The 18,831-nt window shown below is 58.0% G+C and carries 15 protein-coding genes; 6 read left to right on the forward strand and 9 right to left on the reverse strand.

Features of this window, described 5'->3' with window-relative positions; genetic code table 11:
- Nucleotides 1–44 precede the first annotated feature (44 nt).
- From PLH32_01250 to PLH32_01290, 9 genes are all read right to left on the reverse strand, one after another.
- Entirely contained in the window at nt 45–2,594 is a 2,550-nt protein-coding gene (locus tag PLH32_01250) for a hypothetical protein (protein ID HQJ63215.1), read from the reverse strand.
- Nucleotides 2,591–4,645, reverse strand: coding sequence for a hypothetical protein (locus PLH32_01255; GenBank protein HQJ63216.1), 2,055 nt, complete (start codon nt 4,643–4,645; stop codon nt 2,591–2,593). Before PLH32_01255 ends, PLH32_01250 begins: the two co-directional genes overlap by 4 nt.
- Before the next feature lie 130 nt (nt 4,646–4,775).
- Entirely contained in the window at nt 4,776–5,918 is a 1,143-nt protein-coding gene (locus PLH32_01260; protein ID HQJ63217.1) for a hypothetical protein, read from the reverse strand.
- A 30-nt stretch (nt 5,919–5,948) separates the two neighbouring features.
- On the reverse strand, nt 5,949–7,121 hold the full coding sequence (locus tag PLH32_01265; protein HQJ63218.1) for a hypothetical protein: 1,173 nt from the start codon (nt 7,119–7,121) through the stop codon (nt 5,949–5,951).
- An 82-nt stretch (nt 7,122–7,203) separates the two neighbouring features.
- A complete protein-coding gene (locus PLH32_01270) occupies nt 7,204–7,836 on the reverse strand; it encodes a type II CAAX endopeptidase family protein (GenBank protein ID HQJ63219.1) in 633 nt (210 codons plus the stop codon).
- 13 nt (nt 7,837–7,849) lie between these two features.
- Nucleotides 7,850–8,761 carry a prenyltransferase gene (locus PLH32_01275; GenBank protein HQJ63220.1) on the reverse strand — a complete coding sequence of 304 codons (912 nt, stop codon included), beginning with the start codon at nt 8,759–8,761 and terminating at the stop codon, nt 7,850–7,852.
- 16 nt (nt 8,762–8,777) lie between these two features.
- Entirely contained in the window at nt 8,778–9,509 is a 732-nt protein-coding gene (locus tag PLH32_01280) for a ubiquinone/menaquinone biosynthesis methyltransferase (protein HQJ63221.1), read from the reverse strand.
- A gap of 32 nt (nt 9,510–9,541) precedes the next feature.
- Nucleotides 9,542–10,540 carry a lytic murein transglycosylase gene (locus tag PLH32_01285; GenBank protein HQJ63222.1) on the reverse strand — a complete coding sequence of 333 codons (999 nt, stop codon included), beginning with the start codon at nt 10,538–10,540 and terminating at the stop codon, nt 9,542–9,544.
- A 21-nt stretch (nt 10,541–10,561) separates the two neighbouring features.
- Nucleotides 10,562–11,422 carry a DUF1460 domain-containing protein gene (locus PLH32_01290; protein ID HQJ63223.1) on the reverse strand — a complete coding sequence of 287 codons (861 nt, stop codon included), beginning with the start codon at nt 11,420–11,422 and terminating at the stop codon, nt 10,562–10,564.
- 334 nt (nt 11,423–11,756) lie between these two features.
- On the opposite strand from PLH32_01290, the gene PLH32_01295 reads away from it, so the two are divergent.
- From PLH32_01295 to PLH32_01320, 6 genes are all read left to right on the forward strand, one after another.
- Nucleotides 11,757–12,995 (forward strand): serpin family protein, encoded by a 1,239-nt coding sequence (locus PLH32_01295; protein HQJ63224.1) that lies wholly within the window; start codon nt 11,757–11,759, stop codon nt 12,993–12,995.
- 103 nt (nt 12,996–13,098) lie between these two features.
- Nucleotides 13,099–15,840, forward strand: coding sequence for a carboxypeptidase regulatory-like domain-containing protein (locus PLH32_01300; GenBank protein HQJ63225.1), 2,742 nt, complete (start codon nt 13,099–13,101; stop codon nt 15,838–15,840).
- Nucleotides 15,841–15,914: 74 nt separating this feature from the next.
- Nucleotides 15,915–16,385 (forward strand): hypothetical protein, encoded by a 471-nt coding sequence (locus PLH32_01305; GenBank protein HQJ63226.1) that lies wholly within the window; start codon nt 15,915–15,917, stop codon nt 16,383–16,385.
- A gap of 192 nt (nt 16,386–16,577) precedes the next feature.
- Nucleotides 16,578–17,831 carry a 3-isopropylmalate dehydratase large subunit gene (locus PLH32_01310; GenBank protein ID HQJ63227.1) on the forward strand — a complete coding sequence of 418 codons (1,254 nt, stop codon included), beginning with the start codon at nt 16,578–16,580 and terminating at the stop codon, nt 17,829–17,831.
- 11 nt (nt 17,832–17,842) lie between these two features.
- Complete coding sequence (locus PLH32_01315; GenBank protein HQJ63228.1) at nt 17,843–18,343, forward strand: 3-isopropylmalate dehydratase; 501 nt, start codon at nt 17,843–17,845, stop codon at nt 18,341–18,343.
- Nucleotides 18,344–18,347: 4 nt separating this feature from the next.
- On the forward strand, nt 18,348–18,815 hold the full coding sequence (locus PLH32_01320) for a GAF domain-containing protein (protein HQJ63229.1): 468 nt from the start codon (nt 18,348–18,350) through the stop codon (nt 18,813–18,815).
- The last annotated feature ends 16 nt before the right edge of the window (nt 18,816–18,831 follow it).

Consider the following 18,831-nt stretch of genomic DNA (forward strand, 5'->3'; position numbering starts at 1 on the left):
CCTGAACACGTTACATCTCCAGCATGCGATGATCCGGGCGCTTTTTAAAGTCCCAGGAGAGCCCGATAATAAGCGGCATAGGCAAGCATCGCACGGGATTGCTCCAGGTAAAGCCCGATCACCAGGGCGATAATGCCGGCGGCAGCGATCACCACCAGCAGGGTTTTAAGGAAAGAAATCTGTAAAATCACGCGCGTGCCACGCAGGGCGCGCAGGAAAAACCAGACCAGGATGAGCACAAAGTAGATCAGCGCCGCCATCACCAGATTTGATTGTGTCAGAATCCGGAACAGTACGACCGCCAGCGGCAGGGCGAAGATGAAATTGGCTGGCACCCAGAAAGTAAAGGTGACAATCTGGCTGAAACGCAGATAACGGTGCTGTCCAAAGACGACCATTTTGTAAACCAGACTCTGCAGCAGTGCGATTCCGATCATCAGCCCGGTGAAGACGAAAATCATCCGTTCGGGATGCCAAATCAGAAGGATGGCCTGATCTTTGGCCGTTGCGCCCGGAAAGAACCAGGTAAGAATTTCATCGAATAGGCTGTTCTCGCGCAGAAAAAAGACCAGGCTTGCCAGAAGAGTGCTCATCGTCAAAAAGGAAGCCAAACCTACCACCCCGGTTAAAAAAGGGTTGACCTGGCGGTTCTCGATCAGATCCATGTAGAAACCGTGCGGATAGACGAACACGCGGTGCAGGTAATGGCTCATGCGCTTGTCGCGGCGAATATAAAAGAGCAGCAAAACGATCAAGGCGATGCTGACAATCTGAAAAACCGCCGGATCGTCGACGGTGAGATCGGCTGGCAACAGCTCGGGCATGGCCGTGCCGGTGAAAGCCGCTTTGGTCACCTGCCAGGCCAGGCGCTGCTGTCCTGCAGCATCTAGCAGGCCGCAAAGATAAAGGGGGCTGTTCAGGCGTGGACCCCAGTAGGTATGCGGACTCTCGCCGCTCCAGTCGCGCCAGGGCGTGACCAGCAACCCGGCCGCCTCACCCAGCCGTTCCGTCTCGAGAATGGCCATTTTCAAATAATAAGCCTGGTTCTGCTGCGCAGAGCGGTCGTTGGCACTACGGATCGTCATGGGCGAAGCGAACTGCAGCAGATAACTTCCCGGCGCGCGCCAGGAACCGGCCTTGAAGGTGGCGATTTTTTCGGGAGGCACCTCAACGATTTCCAGATCAACCGGCAGAGAGCCGGTGTTCCGATTGCGGCCGCGAACACCGGCATAAACCGGCCGGCTATCGAGGGTGCGGGCGATGGCGGCAAATTCGCGCAGAAAAGTCTCCGCCTGGCGGTCGCCGGGATTGTATCCGGTGCCCAGACCCCAGGCGGCAATGCAGGGATGATCCCGGAAGGCGAGAATCAGATCGGTGAGCGCCTTTTTAGCTTTCATCCGGATCACATCATTATCGAGATGCGCCGAGGGGATATTGGCCATGGGAATCTCGGCCATCACGGCCAAGCCGAGACTGTCGCAGCGGCGGAGAAAGGATTCGCCGGGAATGCCGCCGGGCAGACGCACCGTATTGGCTCCAAGTTCAGTAATCCCCTGCAGGTCCTGTGCAATTTGCTGTTCCTGCTGGGCCGGGGTCAGCAGCACGTGTGTCGCATCCTCCACCCATTCGACGGCGCGGTAACGGAAGCCGCCACTCTTGCCGCGGCTTGCTTCCAGCCATTGCCGGGGCTGTGAGAGCGCGAAATAGACGGATGCGCGGTCCACCACCACACCACCTTCCAGGAGTTGCACAACAACGCGGTAACGCTCAGGCGCACCTGGCCGCCAGAAATGAAAGTCGGGAATCACGGCCGGAGCCTGAAGGGTTGCCGTGTCGCTTGAAGCTGGATTCAACGGCAGCAGCGGGGAGGTGTAGACCGGCAGGGCGGTTTGGCTGTCGAGGATCTCCACCGCTCCGCGCAGCTTTGAGAGTGCAGCAAGCGTGAGGCTGTCCGGCTTGCCCAACAAGACCGTTGCGCGGACAGCGATATCCAGGGACCCAAACCCTGCGCTCTCCCCCGGAGTCAGAGTGATCGCAGCGACAAAGGGAGTTGCACCCTTCCGCAGGACGACAGGCCGGAAGAGGCCATTACCCGAAAGGGGTATACCGCGGTTGCGCACCAGCAACGGCACGCTGCGGCGATAATCCAGCCGGCAATCCATCTGCACCACCAGTTCATTCTCCGCGTTGACGAAGAGATCCTTGTCGCTCAGCGTCACCGTTAAGGGTGCTGTGCCGGCGGAATGGATTGCGATGATCTTTTTGTTCAGATAAATCGTGCTCGAGCCGTCTATGCCGTTAAAAGCCAGCTCGTAGGCATTGGCGATCATGCTGCTGTCGAGCGAGAATCTTCTGACAAACATGAATTGATCGCGCAGCCGCAGGGGCGCCGGCAACTGGAATCCCTGCCATTCGCCGCTGCCACCAATCTGCATGGTCCAGACGCCGTCGAGCGGCATCATGGCACGGCGCCCCAAGGTGTCCTGTTGCAACTGCGAGAGGCCGTAGCGAATTTCAACCGCAGCGCTCTTTCCAGCAATGATCAGCCCCGAAACCAGCCAGATCCAAAGGGTATATTGACCGATGCGTTTCATATTTTCATCGCCTTGATCGCTGCATGGACCGCATCAAGCAGGGGTCCCGCCGAGACGGGACGCTGCACAGCCGCCCGCATCCAGGCATCGGGAGTCAGCATTCCCAGTCGGCACATCCGCTCCATCTCCTGTCCAAGATTCCGGCCTTGCAGATAATCTTCAATCTGAAAACTGATAATATGCCCAAGGGCGTAATCGGGAAGATAAAGCCCGCTATCAATTAAATGCGAGTAGATCGCCAGCAGCACCACATCGCGGCTGCCGATGAGCGGTGCAAAATAACGGTTCCAGACCTGGCCAGCGATCTCCAGAACGGCGCACTTCAGCTCCGCGGGTGTTGCGGCGGGGTGATCGTACATCCAGTGCCAGACCTTTATATCGACCAGACCGACCGCGGCGATTTCACAGGTGGCCCAATAGGTGTCGAGGGCGTGCAGATAGCCGGCCTGTGGATCAGCAGCGGTCAAGCCGAGCAATTCGAGGTCGCGGCGCTGGAAGACAAAGGCAAAAGCCTCGGTGAAGGCGGTATTGGGCACGCCGGCCAGCAGGGTGTGATCCATCCTGTTGAGCGAAAAGACCTGCTCGACGCAATGGCCAAGCTCATGAACGGCGATGTTGTACCCCTTGTAACGCATACCCTCAGCAGGGATCCGGGTACGCAGATGGGCGTTGTCCTCACGGCGCATCGCGCCTAAGGCATGGCCCGCGCCGCGCGAGGGATCAACTGTGATCTTGGAGGCAAGCCAGGCCGCGGTCGCCGGAGCAAAATCCAGTCCGGTCAGGAGTTGCGGCAGGTCGGCTTGAAACGCTGCGGTGGTCGGATAGCGGCCGCTGACGATCTGATCGAGGCGGGCTTCGTCGTAGATGCTCTTCGGCTTGAATCCATTGTACCAGATGTCAAAGGGTTCGAGCTTGCGGCCGAGACGGCGAGAAATTAGCCGGGCCACCTCCCGGGCGGCCGCATCGGTGAGCACCCGCGTCAACAGAGCCTCAAATTCCGCCTCCGGGATCTCCCGATCGCGATCGAAACGCCGGACGATTTTGGTCGGCTCGCCAGGATAATAGGGATCACTTTTACGCTCCGCCTGAAAAATAGCCAGCAAATGGGCATAACGCACATCGGGCTCCGCAACAGTTGCCGTCATCCGACCATCCACCAGCACCGTGTTTGAGTAGGGAGCCCAGACCGCCGTCGGGGAGTCGATAACCTCCTGGGGGATTTCCTGGCGGATGATGCGTTCCATCACGCTGGTGATCAGGCGCTGGCGTGCCAGTCCCCCCGGCACATCATACTGTCCTTTTAGTTCATCGCGCAATCCCCAATGGGTGATCAGTTTTAGCCCTTCAGGAAAGAGGTGATTCCCCTTCTCATCGAGCAAGCCGTGCAAATAAATATTATAGTTAGAGATATAGTCATCGGCCTGAACATAAGAACGGGTGGCCTCCTGAAGCACCTCCGCAGGGACCCTGGTATTGAACTGGTTAACCAGACGCATCTGCGCCCAATCTGTCCGGCTCCAGCCGGGGCCCTGCTGCAGCCGTTCCTTGAGGGAATAGAGCGGAAAATTAAGCAGCGCCGCGAAAGCAATCTTGCTGCTAAAAAGATCCTCGGATAGGTGTGCAAAGGGACTATATTCGGCGAAAAGGTAATCGACGGGCAAGACGGGGCCGAAATCGAGTTGCAGCGGACGACTGAAATCGCGGCCTACCTCGTGTGCGTGGCCGTAAAGTGATTCAAGGTTACCTTCGTAACGAGCAAGGAGAGCCGCGCGTGCGCTGGAATCTGCAGCAAAATGGTTGAGACAGAAATTGCTGAATTCCGCGGCCTGTCCGTCATCGACCCGCCACAGTGCGGCGGCCTGACGTACCCCCTGCTCAATGCGGATGTGCTGTCCGGAATCGTACCGGCTTTTCAGGAGGGCGATGGTTTGGTCAACCACCGCGTCGGAGAGCCCAGCCGCCCGGGCAAACGGTGCAAACAGGCTCATTGCGATCATCCCCGCCACCATCAGATGGAGCGCAGCGGCGTTCTTCTTCGCGGTCATGGACATGGATATCCTCATCCAGGATTGCATCGAATTGTATCAGATAACCATAAAGGTATTCAAAATCAGGGACATTTCAAAACAAAATATCGGCAGCTCCGGGCGGAACCGGAAAAGGGGGCAGGAAAAGCGGAGGCTATCGGGGGCTGATGCCCTCCTCGCTGATGCCATGCACAAAATAGTCGGGATCGTCTAGAAAACAATAAAAGATGACGATAAACGCAATCGACGCCTCCACCATCAGGTCCTTATCCTTGTATAATTCATGCAACTTTTTTCTGCGGATCTGGCGGTCGGGCTCGTGGAAATATTCCACCAGCAAACCATCCAACCGCTTCCCCAGCACCGGCGCGGTAACCGCATCGATCCCGCCTTCATGCACATAGATCATGGTTTCGATGATCAGCTCCCGTATCCGGCTAATGTCGGTCTGATGGTAGGAAAAAATGTGCAGAGCTATTCTTTGGGCCTCCTTGATGCTGGCGCGCAAAAGCGCCTCAAACAGGTTATGGCTGATGGCATCATCCACGGCCGCTTTCCGTTGCCTAACGAGGGAGATCAACACAATATTTTTATAAAGTTGATACAGGCGCTCGGAGCCATCCATCCCCGTTCGTACAGCGTGTGGCGCCTCCGGTCTATAACGGTGGTAGTTGGGCAGAAACATCATTTGAAAGAGCTGCTCAAAAAAATCGACCTGACTGAAGGTGTCTTTCAAATCCATGCGCATATCGAGCGTATTGTCGAGCCGATCAGCCAGCTTGACGCGTACGGCTTCCGGGGTACGGCAGGCCTGTGTTAGCATCCGGCCAATGTAGCGGTAATAGCTTTCGCCGGGCTGCTTGGTCAGCCAATACAACCGCTCTGTCAAAAACCAGCGTTCATCCTCTGGCAGCCTGGCCATGATGCTGCGCAAGGGGGCATCCACCAATTCTCCAAAGTCGGCCGGCTTGCTGGCGGGGGGAAAATCTTCGAAGCGATCATGGAGCAGGGTGGCCATGAGATCCACATGCAGGATGGAGGTCATGCTACGCGAGAGCAGGGCGGTTGCACGCAGGGGGTGGATGATCGCCTGTGCCCCCAAGCGCCGCCGCTTGCGGCCGTAGACCTGATCGATGTAGGCCATGGTCTCGATGATGATCTCCTGCACGGCTCGGGTCGGCTTGTGCTCGCCGAGAACGATCTCCAGGACGCTGCGCCAATCGGTCGGTTTGACGACCAGCAAATAGTTCAGATCGGCCGACAGCCTTAAAAAGAGATTCAGATCGTAAAGAATCATATTGATCTCCTGCGAACGTGATGCCCTTGCCTATTCAGGCAGCGCCTCTGCGGCGCGCCGCAATGCATTCCAGCGGTCCTGATCGCCTGCAGAAAGCAGGTCGAGGCATTCGAGCAGTGATTTGCGGTCGGCACGCCGGTACAAATCCTCCGCCCACTCCGCTAGGATGGCCGTCTGTTCAGCCTGCTGCGGCGGATCGAGAAGGTCGAGGCCAGCCATTTCCTCGATCAGACGGCGGCTCGCAGGCCAATCGCCCTGCATCCGGTGCTTCCGCAGCCCCTGGAAGAAGGCCGCGCGGCAGTTCTGCGCCAATTCTTTCATATCCCGATAGCGGTAGGTGCCGTCGGCAAAAACCGAAAAGGCCCTGTCGTACTCCCCGTTCTGAAAAAGCGTCCGGCCCCAGCGGAAATAGAGATCCTGCTCGAACTGGATGTTGGACCGCGAGTCCCGGTTGAAGGCCTGGGCCAGCAAAACAAAGGCATAGGCCGAGGCAAAGTCGTTCTCGCGTTGTGCAAAGTAGGCACGATTATAGGCCAGCAGCCCCAACAGCTCGGTATTACTGATGCGCCGGCCGCGGGAATTTTCGTATGCATAAATGCGGTCCAGTCCAATCTGCGCGGCGCGGTTCTTCGGATAATACCCGAGCAGATAGGCGGAGTATGCTCTGAGATTGCGCATGATATTAAAGCCCATGGGCGAGGTGTTTTCCACCGTGACGGTCTGGGTGAAATCGGCAAAAATAGTATAGACATGGCTTGGGGTCTCAAAGGCTTCGGTTCTAAATCCCAAATCGTCGCAGACCAGATTGTAAAGGATCGTACCGGCTACGCAGTTGTATTTCTGGCGGCGCACCACATCCAGCAGCGTCGTCGCCTCCTCCTTGTACTCGCGCAGACAGAAGGAATGGAGGTAACTGAAGATAGTCGAGGCGGATTCGAGGCGCTGGAAAGGATCAAGGTGGCACCCTCGCAGCCGTTCGAGCAAATCGTCATACCAGGAAAGACAGCTTCGCAGGCTATCCTCCACCGTCGCCCCGGAGAGGATAAAAGCGGCCTGGATCAGCGAATAGTCATCGAGACGGCCATCTGCGATATCACCATCCAGCCTGACCAGCAGCGGCGGTGCCGTCGCGGCGGAATCGGCCGAGATGGGCGCTGCCGCAAGAGCGGCTGCGAAAATCAGCATGAGGAAAAGGGCGGGCACGCAGCGTTCAAGCCTATCTGGGCAGCTGTTGCAACCGCGCTGCGTCTTTTTCTCCCTGTCGCCCATAACCGGACTCGCTTCTCTATTGAACCGGGAAAAAAACAAAAATCAGGGGATCCCAGATCATATGCGAGATCAACACGGGCAACAGTGCACCCCGCCAGGCATACAGGGCCCCCCAATAGAGTCCGCAAGTAACCGCCGCCAGGAGCAAGACCAGGTTGCCGGTGGCGAAGTGAACGGCCGTATAGAGAAAAGTGGTGAGGAAAAAAGCACGCCAGCGGCCCAAGCGGGTGCTGAACCTGTTCTGCACCAGCCCCCGCCAAAAGAATTCCTCGCCGAAGCCGATCGGGAAAAAAAGCAGCAGGGCGATCCAGTGCGGCGCCAGACTGCCGCGGTTGCCATAGATCGACGCCAGGTTTTCCGGCCGGCTGGAGATGAGCTGCGGCAGCAGTCTCTCCCCGAGCACGAGCACCTGGTTGCCGATCCAGAACACGCCGTAAAGCACCAACGCCGAGACCACACCAATCAGCACGTTGCTCCAGCGCCACTCGCCCTTCTCCGCGAAAGGCTTGCCGATCCAGAGCACGATCAGCGAGAGCAGGCTCGTGCTGAAGGCCATCATCAACCAGAAATTGAAGGGCCGGAGAACAAACATCACATACCAGAGCAAGAACGCCAAGGCAATGGAAAAATAGAAAACACCTTTTTTCATCGGCGCAATTCCCTTAAAAGAGAACCCCGATCGCCAGGGCGGCGATAAAGAGCAAGCTGAACATCATATGGTGCTGCGCCGTGGCGGCATCGATGCCGGCGAATTTTTCGATCGGCATGTGCGGCTTCGCATGCACCCTGCGGATGTTCCGCAGCGCGACCGGCAGCGAAAGAAAAGTGAGCAAGCCCCAGGGCGTCAAGCCGGCGAAGAGGATGAGCCCGGCTACGGTCAGAAAAGACCCCAGAACCAGGAGATAATACATCCACTGCGCCCCGCGCTCGCCGATGATGATGGGCACCGTCTTGATTTCCACCGCGGCATCGAAGGGGATATCGCGTAAATTATTGCTGTGCAGGATGGCGTCCACCAGCAAGGCCGCCGGCAGGCCATAAAGCACCGGGGTCCAGGAGGGATAGCCGGTTTGGACTGTATAAGCGCCCAGGGGGATCAGCAATCCAAAGGCGAGAAAAACCCCAATATCCCCCAGGGCATGATACTTGAAATTGAAGGGCGCCATCGTGTAAAAAAAACCCAGGACAAAGCCGGCCGCAATCAGCCAGAGCAGCGGAAATGGATTGGGGACATGAAGAACCAGATAGAAGCCGATCAGACCAGCCGCGGCATAAAGAATCAGGGCCCACCGCAGCATCTCCGTTGGCGTCATCTTTTGGGAGACCAGCATGCCGCTCGAGCCATAGGTCCCCTCCCGATCGACATGCCTTTTGTAGTCAAAATAATCCGAAAGGGTGTTGGCACCGGAATGGACGATAACACACCCGAGCACGGTCAAGCCGAAGTGGAGCCAGTTGACAACCAGGCCGGGGGCGATGCTGAGAGCGGTCAACAGCCCGAAAAAGGGCGGCAAGACGCTGACCGTATAGGACCAGGGCCGCGTGGCCAGAAAATAGGTTTTGATCGTCGCCATAAAAGTTCCCTGAACGTTAAAGAGAGGACGCCCGGCTGGCCGCCGGTTTGTTCGCGCTGACCAGATGGACCATACCAAAAAAGAACCTCCGAACCCGGACCTGCCCATAACCGGTACGCTGCAGCAATTCAGTGAAATCGGGCACGCTGCGGAAAGTGAAGATGGAGTTGAAGAGATAACGGTAAGGTCGAATCCGGCCCGTCAATATGAAACCGAGAAAGGGGAAGACCAGGGCGTTGTAGCTCTTGAGCACCGCCCTGGTCAACCAGTTCCCTGGAAGGAAAAATTCGAGCACATGAATCCATCCCCCGGGCTGCAATAGGCGCAAGGCTTCGCGCATCTCCTCTTCCAAATGGATGAAATTGCGCACGCCGAAAGCGCAGGTAATCGCTGCAAAGCTGGCGTCGCGAAACGGCAGCCGGCCGACAGCGCGCACCATGGCGATGCGCCCATTCCAGTCCGAAAGCTTGTCGCGCCCCTCGAAGAGCATAGTCTGGGAGGGATCGGAACCGATCACCCGCGCCCCGGGTGCCACCTGTGCGATGGCGCGTGCCATATCCCCCGTGCCGCAGGCCAGATCGAGCACCAAGGTCGCTGCCGAGCCCCTCATCTCCCGCACGACGACCGTAGCACTCTTGCGGCGCCAGCGCAGGTCCAGACCCACTGTGGCAATGTGGTTGAAGGCATCATACCCCCTGATGAAGGGCCCCTCGAATTTGAAACGGGTGTAATGACTTTTTGGGGGCATGCCCTGGCCTCGTGCTTCTCTTCTCCTGATGATTACGGCTGCTTTTTCGATACCGCCTCGGCGTACTCGATGACGCCATCGACGTACGAGTCGAGCGGATTATAGGCCTGAAGGGCGCGCCGCCGCGATTTTTCATGGGTGCCATAGCCATTTTCGTGGAGAAAATTGGCGATGGAGAAAATGGCATCCGGCCAGGTGCACAGATCGATCCGGCCATCGCCGTTGCCATCCCGGGCAAATTGCATGGAACTCGGCATGAACTGGACATAGCCGATCGCTCCCCCCCACGATCCCCGCAGTCGGGTTGCATCAACCCCCTTCTCCTTGCTCACCCGCAGCAGGGCTGCGAGGTTGACCACAGCACTTCGTTTCAGTCGTTCCAGACGCCGCGCCTCGGCCTCGCTGATCCGCAGCAGCGACGAATCCGCTTCGCCGCGACTGATCAGATCACAAACCGCCAGATCACGCGCCTGGTCAAGATAAAGAATCTGCCCTAGCAGCACATTAAAGATCAAATGGTTGCCGACAAATTCACCGAGGCCCGATTCCCACATCAGGATGGCGACAATATCCTTTTGCGCTACCCCAAATTCGGCAGCGGCTTTGTCCAGTATGCTCCGCTGCTCGGCGAGGAATTCAACTCCGGCCTTGATCCGGCGCGGTTTCAAAAAGATCTTGCGATAGTCCGCATGCTCACGATTCTGAATCGCCACGCTCTGCGGGGTCGCATACTTGATCACATTCTCGGCGTAAACTTCGGGAAGCAGTTTGCCCAATTGCTCACGAAATTCCTGCTCGCTGACCGCCAGGCCCTTGCCGCTCGGGGAAGCCAGGGCCTTCAGCAGCGCCGCCACCGCGGCATTGGCCGGCTTGTCGCCGGCGAATACGGCCGCCTCTGACAAACGCCAGCCCGCAATTGCCGACTGCGCCGTCCGCGAAAGTTGCTCTCCGCCGCAGCCGGACTCCCTCAGAGCCAGGCTGCACAATACAAATATAAAAACAAACCTGTTGCGCTCCCAAACCCCACCCATGATGCCTCCCGACCGATGCAGCTACGGTTGTAAGGGATTTTTCCCGCGCGTAGCCGCGGGCAATGCCCAGTCTACATTTTCTTTGATGCGCATGAAGCTCATGCCCTGATAGAGGGGTCGCTTGCCAAGCTTGGCAATATACTCCCCAAAGGGTTCGTCGATGACCTTTCCGTCGCTCATGCTGGCATGCCGGAACCATGTCCGGCCCTCCCGCTTGATAATCAGCAGCATGTGCGCCGAAAAAATATCCGGCTTGTCCTGGATGAGGGCGACCACATCGCCGCTCTTCAAGTTTGCCTCATGCGCCGCCAGCCGGTCGAGCGGAATATAGGGGACGGTCGCCGTCCGGTCCGGCAGGACGGCCGGAAGGTTGGTGATGCCCTTGCGTTGGAAGAACGCCCCATGCCGGATCGTCCGGGTCGATTCAACCACGTCGCCGCCGCCCACCTGACGGGTCACCTCGTCCAGACACCAGCGGTTCTCGGGCAACCAATCGACCATGGTATAGTGGTTGCGCGTCGCCATGCTGATATAACCGTTCCGGTAGCGGATATGCTGCAGGACGTTGAACATCTCTTCGTAATTGCGCGAGAGGGCCATGGCGATGACAATTTCACAATAGGTCATACAGTTGATCTGTCGCAGATTCAACAAGGGTTCGTTTTCATACCGGCCGTTCTCGCCCTCTCCTTCGCATACCAGCGAATAGGGTGCACCCAGGAAGCGCTCCGAGAAGTAGACCATTTTTTCAGCATGAGACCAGTCATATCCCGCGACGCGGCGGATATCCTGATCGATCGCCGCCGGTGGCAGGGTATAGTAGAGCGTGTCACTGGCGTGCGCGCAAGTCATCAGCAGCAGCAAAGCCGGCAGAATTCGCATGCACTTCCTTTCACAAAATCGCCTGTATATATTTTTCCATAATACTCAAATCTGGCCTTTTTTGCAAGGAGATTATCCACTGCGCTGCGGCACCTGGCTAAAAAACTGACTATCATCCTCAGTTTTCTGAGAGCCCGCTCTTTGTCCCCGGCCCAGGCGGAACCGCCTTGTGGATCAGCGACAATTAGCATTGAAATTATTATACTTGTGCAAGTACGATCCTTCCTCTGGCTGACGGATTTGGCCTTTATGGCACGTCATTTGCATTTCAGTGACTGTAATCATTGGGTTGCAACCTTCCTAATTGGTATCCGGATCACAAGGAGAACCTGCTATGCGCCGATATGCGGCCCTCTTTCTATGCGGATTGTTCATCTCGTCGTGGAGCTGTTCCCGCGATTTTGCCCCGGTTGCGCCGCGTCAGAATCCGCCCGGCCGGCCGCTCACAACACAGGAGGCCGGACTCTCGCAAAGCAGCAACGAATTCGGCTGGCGCCTACTCAAAAGGATCGCCGCGGAGCACGACCAGCAGAACACCTTCATCTCACCCCTCAGTGTCACCCTCGCTCTCGCTATGGCCTATAACGGCGCCGGCGGCGAGACCGAGACCGCCATGCGCACCACCCTCGGCTTCTCCGGATATAGCCGGGATGAACTCAATACCGCCCTCTCCGGACTCTCCAGCATGCTGATGAGCCTCGATTGGTCGGTCCAGTTCCGGATCGCCAATGCCATCTGGTACCGTCAGGGGGTGCAGGTCAAGCCCGATTTCATCTCCCGCAACCGGCTCGCTTATAATGCAACCATAGAACCTCTAGATTTCAACGCCCCACAGGCGCTCTCGATCATCAACGACTGGGTCAGCAACAAGACCAACGGCCGTATCCAGAAGGTCATCGACACGATTGACTCCGATTTGATGATGCTCCTACTCAATGCAATCTATTTCAAGGGCGACTGGACCACCGAATTCGACCCCGCAGAAACCAGGCCGGACCATTTTTTCCTGGCCGACAGTAGCCAGACCTCCTGCCGGATGATGCAATTGACCGAAACCCTCCCCTATTTCGAAAATGAACTTTTCCAGGCGGTGGATCTGCCCTATGGAGACGGACCGTTCGCCATGGCTGTCTTTCTGCCCAGGACCTCACTGGACGACCTCATCAGCCGTCTCGACAACACGGCCTGGGAGGAGTGGCACGCCCGCTTCAACCGGCAAAAGGGTACCCTTCAGCTGCCCAAGTTCAAGCTCTCCTGCGAGGTCATCATGAAAAATGCCCTCAAAGCGATGGGCATGGCGGTCGCCTTTGACGACCAACGCGCCGATTTTTCCGGAATCAGCACCATGATGCCGTTGTTTATCAGTTATGTGAAACACTGCTCCTTCGTCCAGGTAGACGAGGTGGGCACCGAGGCCGCTGCCGTGACCGTGGTCGGCGTCGGCACAACCTCGATCGGAGGGCCCGGCGGATTCTTCATGCGCATCGACCGCCCCTTCCTAGTGGTCATTCATGATCACCACAGCCGGACTGCTCTCTTTATCGGACGCATCTATCGCCCAGAATGGGATTAGCTGCATGCACTCGATTCCGGAGTTGGCCAACCGCTTTCGTCACCGTGCGGCGCAGGACAGGCCAAGCAGCTCTGACCTCTGCACCAAACCAGGGAGTACTGTTATGAAACGATCATTGATAATTACCAGCATGCTCGCCGCCATGCTGCTTCTGCTTCCCGGCACACCATCCCGGTTAGCGGCCCAGGATGCGAGCGGCAGCCCGACCCTGCTCCCGGAAAAGGGCTCCATCAGCGGCCGCGTCACCGGCATCGATTCCAGCCTCATCGGCATCGCCTCGGTCACGGCCTGGACCAACGATCCTGTGATCATGGAATGGGGCAAGGGACGCGCCGAGGTCGACAGCCTCTTTACCTTCCGCATCGACAGCCTCGCCCCCGGCGACTATTACGTCGTCGCCGAAGCCCCGGGCTATCTGCCCCAATACTACAAGGGGGTTGCAGACTGGACAGCGGCCACTCCCGTAACGGTTCGTCCCGGCGAAGTGACCGGCGGCCTCACCTTTGAATTGAAACCGGGCACCGTCGTCTACGGCGGCGCTATCAGCGGTCAGGTTAAAGGATCGGACGGCCTGCCCCTGGCTTTTGTCAATATTGTGGCCTCGACGCTCTTCACTCCCGATCCCGGGAAGAGCGAATTTATGGATATCGGATTTTCCTCCACCGATGGAAACGGCAACTACCTGGTGAGCAATCTGCCGACGAACGAATACTATATCCGTGCCTACTACTCTAGTCCCTGGTTCAACCAGACCCTCTGGTATCCTCAAGCAGTCACCCCGGCGGAGGCCAAAGCGGTGACTGTGAACGAAGGGAGCGAAACCAGCGGTATTGACTTTACCTTTCCAGTGCCATCCAAGGGCGGCCGTATCACAGGCAAGGTGGTCGATGCCCTTGGCCATCCGATCGCCGGTGCCGGCATTCAAGTCACGGCCGCACCCGACCAGGCCCCGCGTTGGAACTGGATCTGGCTCTATGCCATCACGGACGCCGAAGGGCAGTATCAGATCGACTCGGTTCCGGATGGCATCTACGTCGCCTATTGCTGGGCACAGAATGGCTGGGAATCCATGCAACTCTGGTGGCCGGATGCCACGAGCATGGAGAGTGCCAAATTTATCACCATCTCCGCTGAGAATCCCAGTTGGCAAGCTGATTTCACCCTACCTTTGACGCCCGGCACCGCTGCGCTCGGCGGCCGTATCGTCAGCAGCGACGGCCGCGCGCTGGCCAACGCCTATATCCAGATCACCGCTGCGGACAATGAATACGATGCAGCCGCCGGACGCTATTTTTACGCCTGGACTTCGACCGATAGCATGGGCCTGTACAAGGTCGACCGCCTTTCTCCAGGGCGTTATATTGCCTACGCCACCTATTGGGAGGGCGATAATTATGGTCAGGGCTGGTACAAAGATGCCGCTGCTCTCGAATCGGCTCTGCCCATCACACTGCAAGAGGGCGAAAGCCGCTCCGACATCGATTTTACGCTGCGGGTTCATCCGATCTACGGCGCTATCGTCGGCACGGTGATCGATGGACTCACCGGCCAGCCTATCCCACGCGCTTATGTGCAGGTCAATTACAGCCAAGATTCGGCCGACCTCTCCATCCGCCGTTTCGCCTGGTGGCCTTATTACCAGATCACCGATGACCAGGGCGCATTCGTCTTCGAATCGCTCCCCGAGGGGAGCTACAAGCTCTCGGTCTACGCCAATGGCGCCTTCGCCTGGTATCCAGATGCTGTTGTGGAAGAGCAGGCCACCCCGATTGAAGTGATCGGCGGCCGCAAGAGTGAGGCCGACTTCGTCCTGACTCCGCACCAGGACGGCACCGCGGCCATCTCAGGTCAGGTGCACGCGGACTATGGTTTCGTTTCCATGCGCGGCAGAGCCGGCGCCAGAAATGCCCGGCTCGAAGCGGTCCTCGGTAACTATATTCCCGAGATCGCCGTCGTCATGGCCAAACCCGCCGTCACCATTCAGCTCTGGCCCGATTCCGAGCGGTTTTACACCGCCGTCACCGATCCCGACGGCCGCTACATCCTCAAGGGATTGCCCGATGGCGAGTATTATCTCTGCAGTTTCGCCCCAGGCCATTTGCTGCAATACTACAAGGAGACCTTCGATCCGGCTGAAGCCGTCCTGGTTAAGGCCCAAGCGGGCCAGGTAATCAGCGGTATCGATTTCACGCTCCAGGCCAATCCCTGGTATTTCATGAAAGAAGGCGACGCTGCCGGCCGCAACGCCTTGAACACCACCCTTTCCGGCACCGTCACCGACGAGAACGGCCAGGGCGTCGCCGGCGCCGCCGTCTTCCTCCTGGACAGTGCCGGTCAGCCGGTCAGCTGGGCCACCGCCGACCAGAATGGCCATTTTGAGATTCTGGGTATCGCCAGTGGACCCTATTATCTCCAGGCCGGCAAGCTCGGCTATGCCACAACCTTCAACGGCAACGCCGCCAGCCGGGAAAGCGCCACGCCCTTGATCGCGGTCAACGGCCTTAACGAGGTGAACATAACCTTGCCGCCGGTGCGGAACACCGGCATCGCTGTTAGAACCCTGCCTGACAAGGTCGAGCTTCTAGGCAATTACCCCAATCCTTTCAATCCCGAGACAAACATCCACTTTTCTCTTCCTTCCTCCATGCAAGTCACACTCGCCATCTTCGACCGGCTGGGACGCCAGGTGCGCCAGCTTTATCAGGGCCCCCTGAAACCTGGCGAGCACTGGATGCTCTGGGACGGCCGCAACGGCCGCGGGGAAGCGATGAGCAGCGGCGTTTACTTTTATCGGCTCACAACCTCTGCCGGCATCCGCACCGGCAAGATGGTTTTGATGAAATGACCACGCAAGAAGGCCTTAATCCCGGGAACACCATGTATGTAGTACCGCAGAGTGCTCCCGGAAAGGACAGAGCCATGCAAACCAGAATCATCCTTTTTGTTGCCGGGCTGGTGTCGCTGCTGCTGGCGCAATGCGATCTCTTCGACTCCCTAGTCGATCCGGAGAAGGACCAATCCATCGTCGAAATTGTGACGAACCGGCAATCCCTCGCCCCGGGCGATTCGATCACAGTCACCCTATACAACCACAGTGAAGAGCCCATCTTTCTGGAGGGCTGCAATCCCATCTATTACAGCGTCAAAAAGGATACCGGCTGGGTGGACCACCCCTTCCGCCTTTGTTTCTGGGAGGGCTATGAGCGCGAGGTGCCCGCCGGTGCAGTCTATCGTGAAACGGTGCAGCTGGCGGTCGAGGCCACCATGGTCCGCTTTGTCGTCCCGGTCTATCGCGGCTGCAAATCCGGATTGCCTCTCAGCCAGGCGGAATGCCGCTCCAGGACGATCTACTCCTCCAACGTGGTGCAAATCCGCCAACCGCGGCATTGACCCCGGTGCGCGAACTCTACGCCCTGCCGCTTTTTTAGCCCCGGGCCTCCGCCGTTGCTGCGGGGGCCTTCTTTCCATTCCCAGAGGACATCATCTCCCTTCCAGCAGGAATAACGCTTGTATTCATGCACATTTTTGATTACTTTTACGATAATTATATCTGTATCAGCATCCAAAGGCGGATGAGGAGCTATGGGAAAAACATTTGCCGAAAAAATTCTTGGACTAAAAGCGGGTAAGAACGTCGTCCCAGGCGAGATCGTCGAAGTCAAGCCCGATATTGCCATGAGCCACGACAACACCGCGGCGATTTCCAAAACCTTCAAGGAGATCGGCGTAGCCAAAATCGACGATCCCAAGCGGCACGTCATCGTACTTGACCATTGCGTGCCAGCGGCCAACGAAAAATTCGCCCAGAACCACAAGGATATCCGCGCCTTCGTAGCAGAACAGGGCATTCCGCACTTTTTTGACATCGATCGCGGCATCTGCCACCAGGTCCTGCCCGAAGAGGGCTTTGCCCTTCCCGGCTATCTTATGGTGGGCAGCGATTCCCACTCCACCACCTACGGAGCCTTCGGAGCCTTGGCCACCGGCATCGGCCGCAGCGAGATGGCGGTGATCTTCGCCACCGGCAAAATCTGGTTGCGCGTCCCAGAGACCATGAAGATTGTGGTCAAGGGCAACCTGCCGAAGGGGATCTCATCTAAGGATGTGATGCTCAAAATTATAGGCGATCTCAGCGCTGACGGCGGGCTTTACAAATCGGTCTGGTTCGCTGGGCCCGCCATCGCGGCGATGAGCGTCTCGAGCCGTATGGTGCTGACCAACATGGCGGTCGAATTCGGGGCCAAAAACGGCTATATGGAGCCGGATGACAAGACCCTGGCCTTTCTCAAAGGGCGCGCGCGCGCACCCTTCACTGTCGTCGCCTCCGATCCGGATGCCGAGATGGAGAGCGTCCACGAATTCGATGTCAGCGATCTCGAGCCTCTGATCGCCTGCCCGCATAGTGTGGACAACGTCAAACCGGTCTCCGCGGTTAAGGGGACCAAAATCGACCAGGTCTTCTTCGGCTCCTGCACCAACGCCCGCATCGAGGATTTTGAGATCGTCGCCGGGGTCATGAAAGGCAAGCGGGTCCATCCCTCCTGCCGGATGATCGTCATCCCCGCTTCCCGCCAGGTCCTGCTCGAAGCCCTCGCCAAAGGCTACATTCAGATTCTCGCCGAAGCCGGCGCGACGATCGTCAACTCGGGCTGCGGCCCCTGCATGGGCAACCACGAGGGGATTCTCGCCCCCGGCGAGCGCGTCTTGAGCACCTCGAACCGCAATTTCAAGGGCCGTTTCGGCTGCAAGGATTCCGAAATCTATCTGTGTAGTCCTCTCACCGCCGCTGTCAGTGCCCTCACCGGCGAGATCAGCGATTTTCGTGAGCGTCTATAAGGAGAGCAGTAATGGCAAAAATCGTCGGCCGGGTGTGGAAATATGGTGATGATGTCAACACCGATGTCATCTTTCCCGGTAAATACACCTATACCGTAACCGATCCTGCGGAGATGGCGAAAATCGCCATGGAGGATCTCGACGCGGAGTTCGCCAAAAAGGTTCAGCCCAACGATATCGTTGTGGCGGGCAAGAACTTCGGCTGTGGCAGCTCGCGCGAGCAAGCCGCCTTTTGTTTGAAATATGCCGGTGTCGGTGCAGTCGTCGCGCGTTCCTTTTCCCGGCTCTATTTTCGCAATTGCATCAATGCGGGTCTCCCCGCCCTGACCCTGCCAGAATCGGCCGGCCTCTTCATTGCGGGTGAGGTCATCGAAATCGACCTTGGCGTGGGCACCATTCAATGCCAGTCTGGCCTCTACCATTTTCCCCCCCTTCCAGAAGCGGTCATCGGCATTTTCAATGACGGCGGACTGATCCCGCATACCCGCAAGGTGCTGGGCCTCGATTCCTGATTCCATGGAGAAGCGCGAAGCCTACAAATGGGTGGCCAAGCGGGTGCGCGCCCAAGTCGAACGCCACGTCGATCCCGTCGCCACGCTGGCCAATACGGCCGCTATTCTCAAGGAGTACTTTCCCGCCTTCTTTTGGGTGGGATTCTATTTCGTCCGGGAGGAGTATCTGCTCCTCGGCCCTTTTCAGGGTCCGCCAGCCTGCGTCAAACTGGCACGAGACAAGGGCGTCTGCGCGGCCTCGGCCGCCCGCGAGCAGACCATCCTGGTCCCGGACGTGCACGAGTTCCCCGGACATGTGGCCTGCGATACCCGCTCCAGGTCCGAGATCGTCGTTCCGGTTTACGACAAGGTAGGCGCCCTGCGGGCTGTGCTTGATGTGGACAGCGAAAGCCTCGCCGCCTTTGACGAGCAGGATGCCGCCGGGCTGGAACAGATCGCTGCGCTGCTGCAGGCCGTCTGGCCGGTGGCATGATTCGCCCCGCGGCCCT

The sequence above is a fragment of the bacterium genome, from assembly GCA_035419245.1.
Lineage (GTDB): Bacteria > Zhuqueibacterota > Zhuqueibacteria > Residuimicrobiales > Residuimicrobiaceae > JAKPUX01.

Coding starts and splice junctions, on each gene's coding strand:
- PLH32_01250 (HQJ63215.1), bottom strand. CDS start 2,594: ATGAAACGCATCGGTCAATATACCCTTTGGATCTGGCTGGTTTCGGGG.
- PLH32_01255 (HQJ63216.1), bottom strand. CDS start 4,645: ATGTCCATGACCGCGAAGAAGAACGCCGCTGCGCTCCATCTGATGGTG.
- PLH32_01260 (HQJ63217.1), bottom strand. CDS start 5,918: ATGATTCTTTACGATCTGAATCTCTTTTTAAGGCTGTCGGCCGATCTG.
- PLH32_01270 (HQJ63219.1), bottom strand. CDS start 7,836: ATGAAAAAAGGTGTTTTCTATTTTTCCATTGCCTTGGCGTTCTTGCTC.
- PLH32_01275 (HQJ63220.1), bottom strand. CDS start 8,761: ATGGCGACGATCAAAACCTATTTTCTGGCCACGCGGCCCTGGTCCTAT.
- PLH32_01280 (HQJ63221.1), bottom strand. CDS start 9,509: ATGCCCCCAAAAAGTCATTACACCCGTTTCAAATTCGAGGGGCCCTTC.
- PLH32_01285 (HQJ63222.1), bottom strand. CDS start 10,540: ATGGGTGGGGTTTGGGAGCGCAACAGGTTTGTTTTTATATTTGTATTG.
- PLH32_01290 (HQJ63223.1), bottom strand. CDS start 11,422: ATGCGAATTCTGCCGGCTTTGCTGCTGCTGATGACTTGCGCGCACGCC.
- PLH32_01295 (HQJ63224.1), top strand. CDS start 11,757: ATGCGCCGATATGCGGCCCTCTTTCTATGCGGATTGTTCATCTCGTCG.
- PLH32_01300 (HQJ63225.1), top strand. CDS start 13,099: ATGAAACGATCATTGATAATTACCAGCATGCTCGCCGCCATGCTGCTT.
- PLH32_01305 (HQJ63226.1), top strand. CDS start 15,915: ATGCAAACCAGAATCATCCTTTTTGTTGCCGGGCTGGTGTCGCTGCTG.
- PLH32_01310 (HQJ63227.1), top strand. CDS start 16,578: ATGGGAAAAACATTTGCCGAAAAAATTCTTGGACTAAAAGCGGGTAAG.
- PLH32_01315 (HQJ63228.1), top strand. CDS start 17,843: ATGGCAAAAATCGTCGGCCGGGTGTGGAAATATGGTGATGATGTCAAC.
- PLH32_01320 (HQJ63229.1), top strand. CDS start 18,348: ATGGAGAAGCGCGAAGCCTACAAATGGGTGGCCAAGCGGGTGCGCGCC.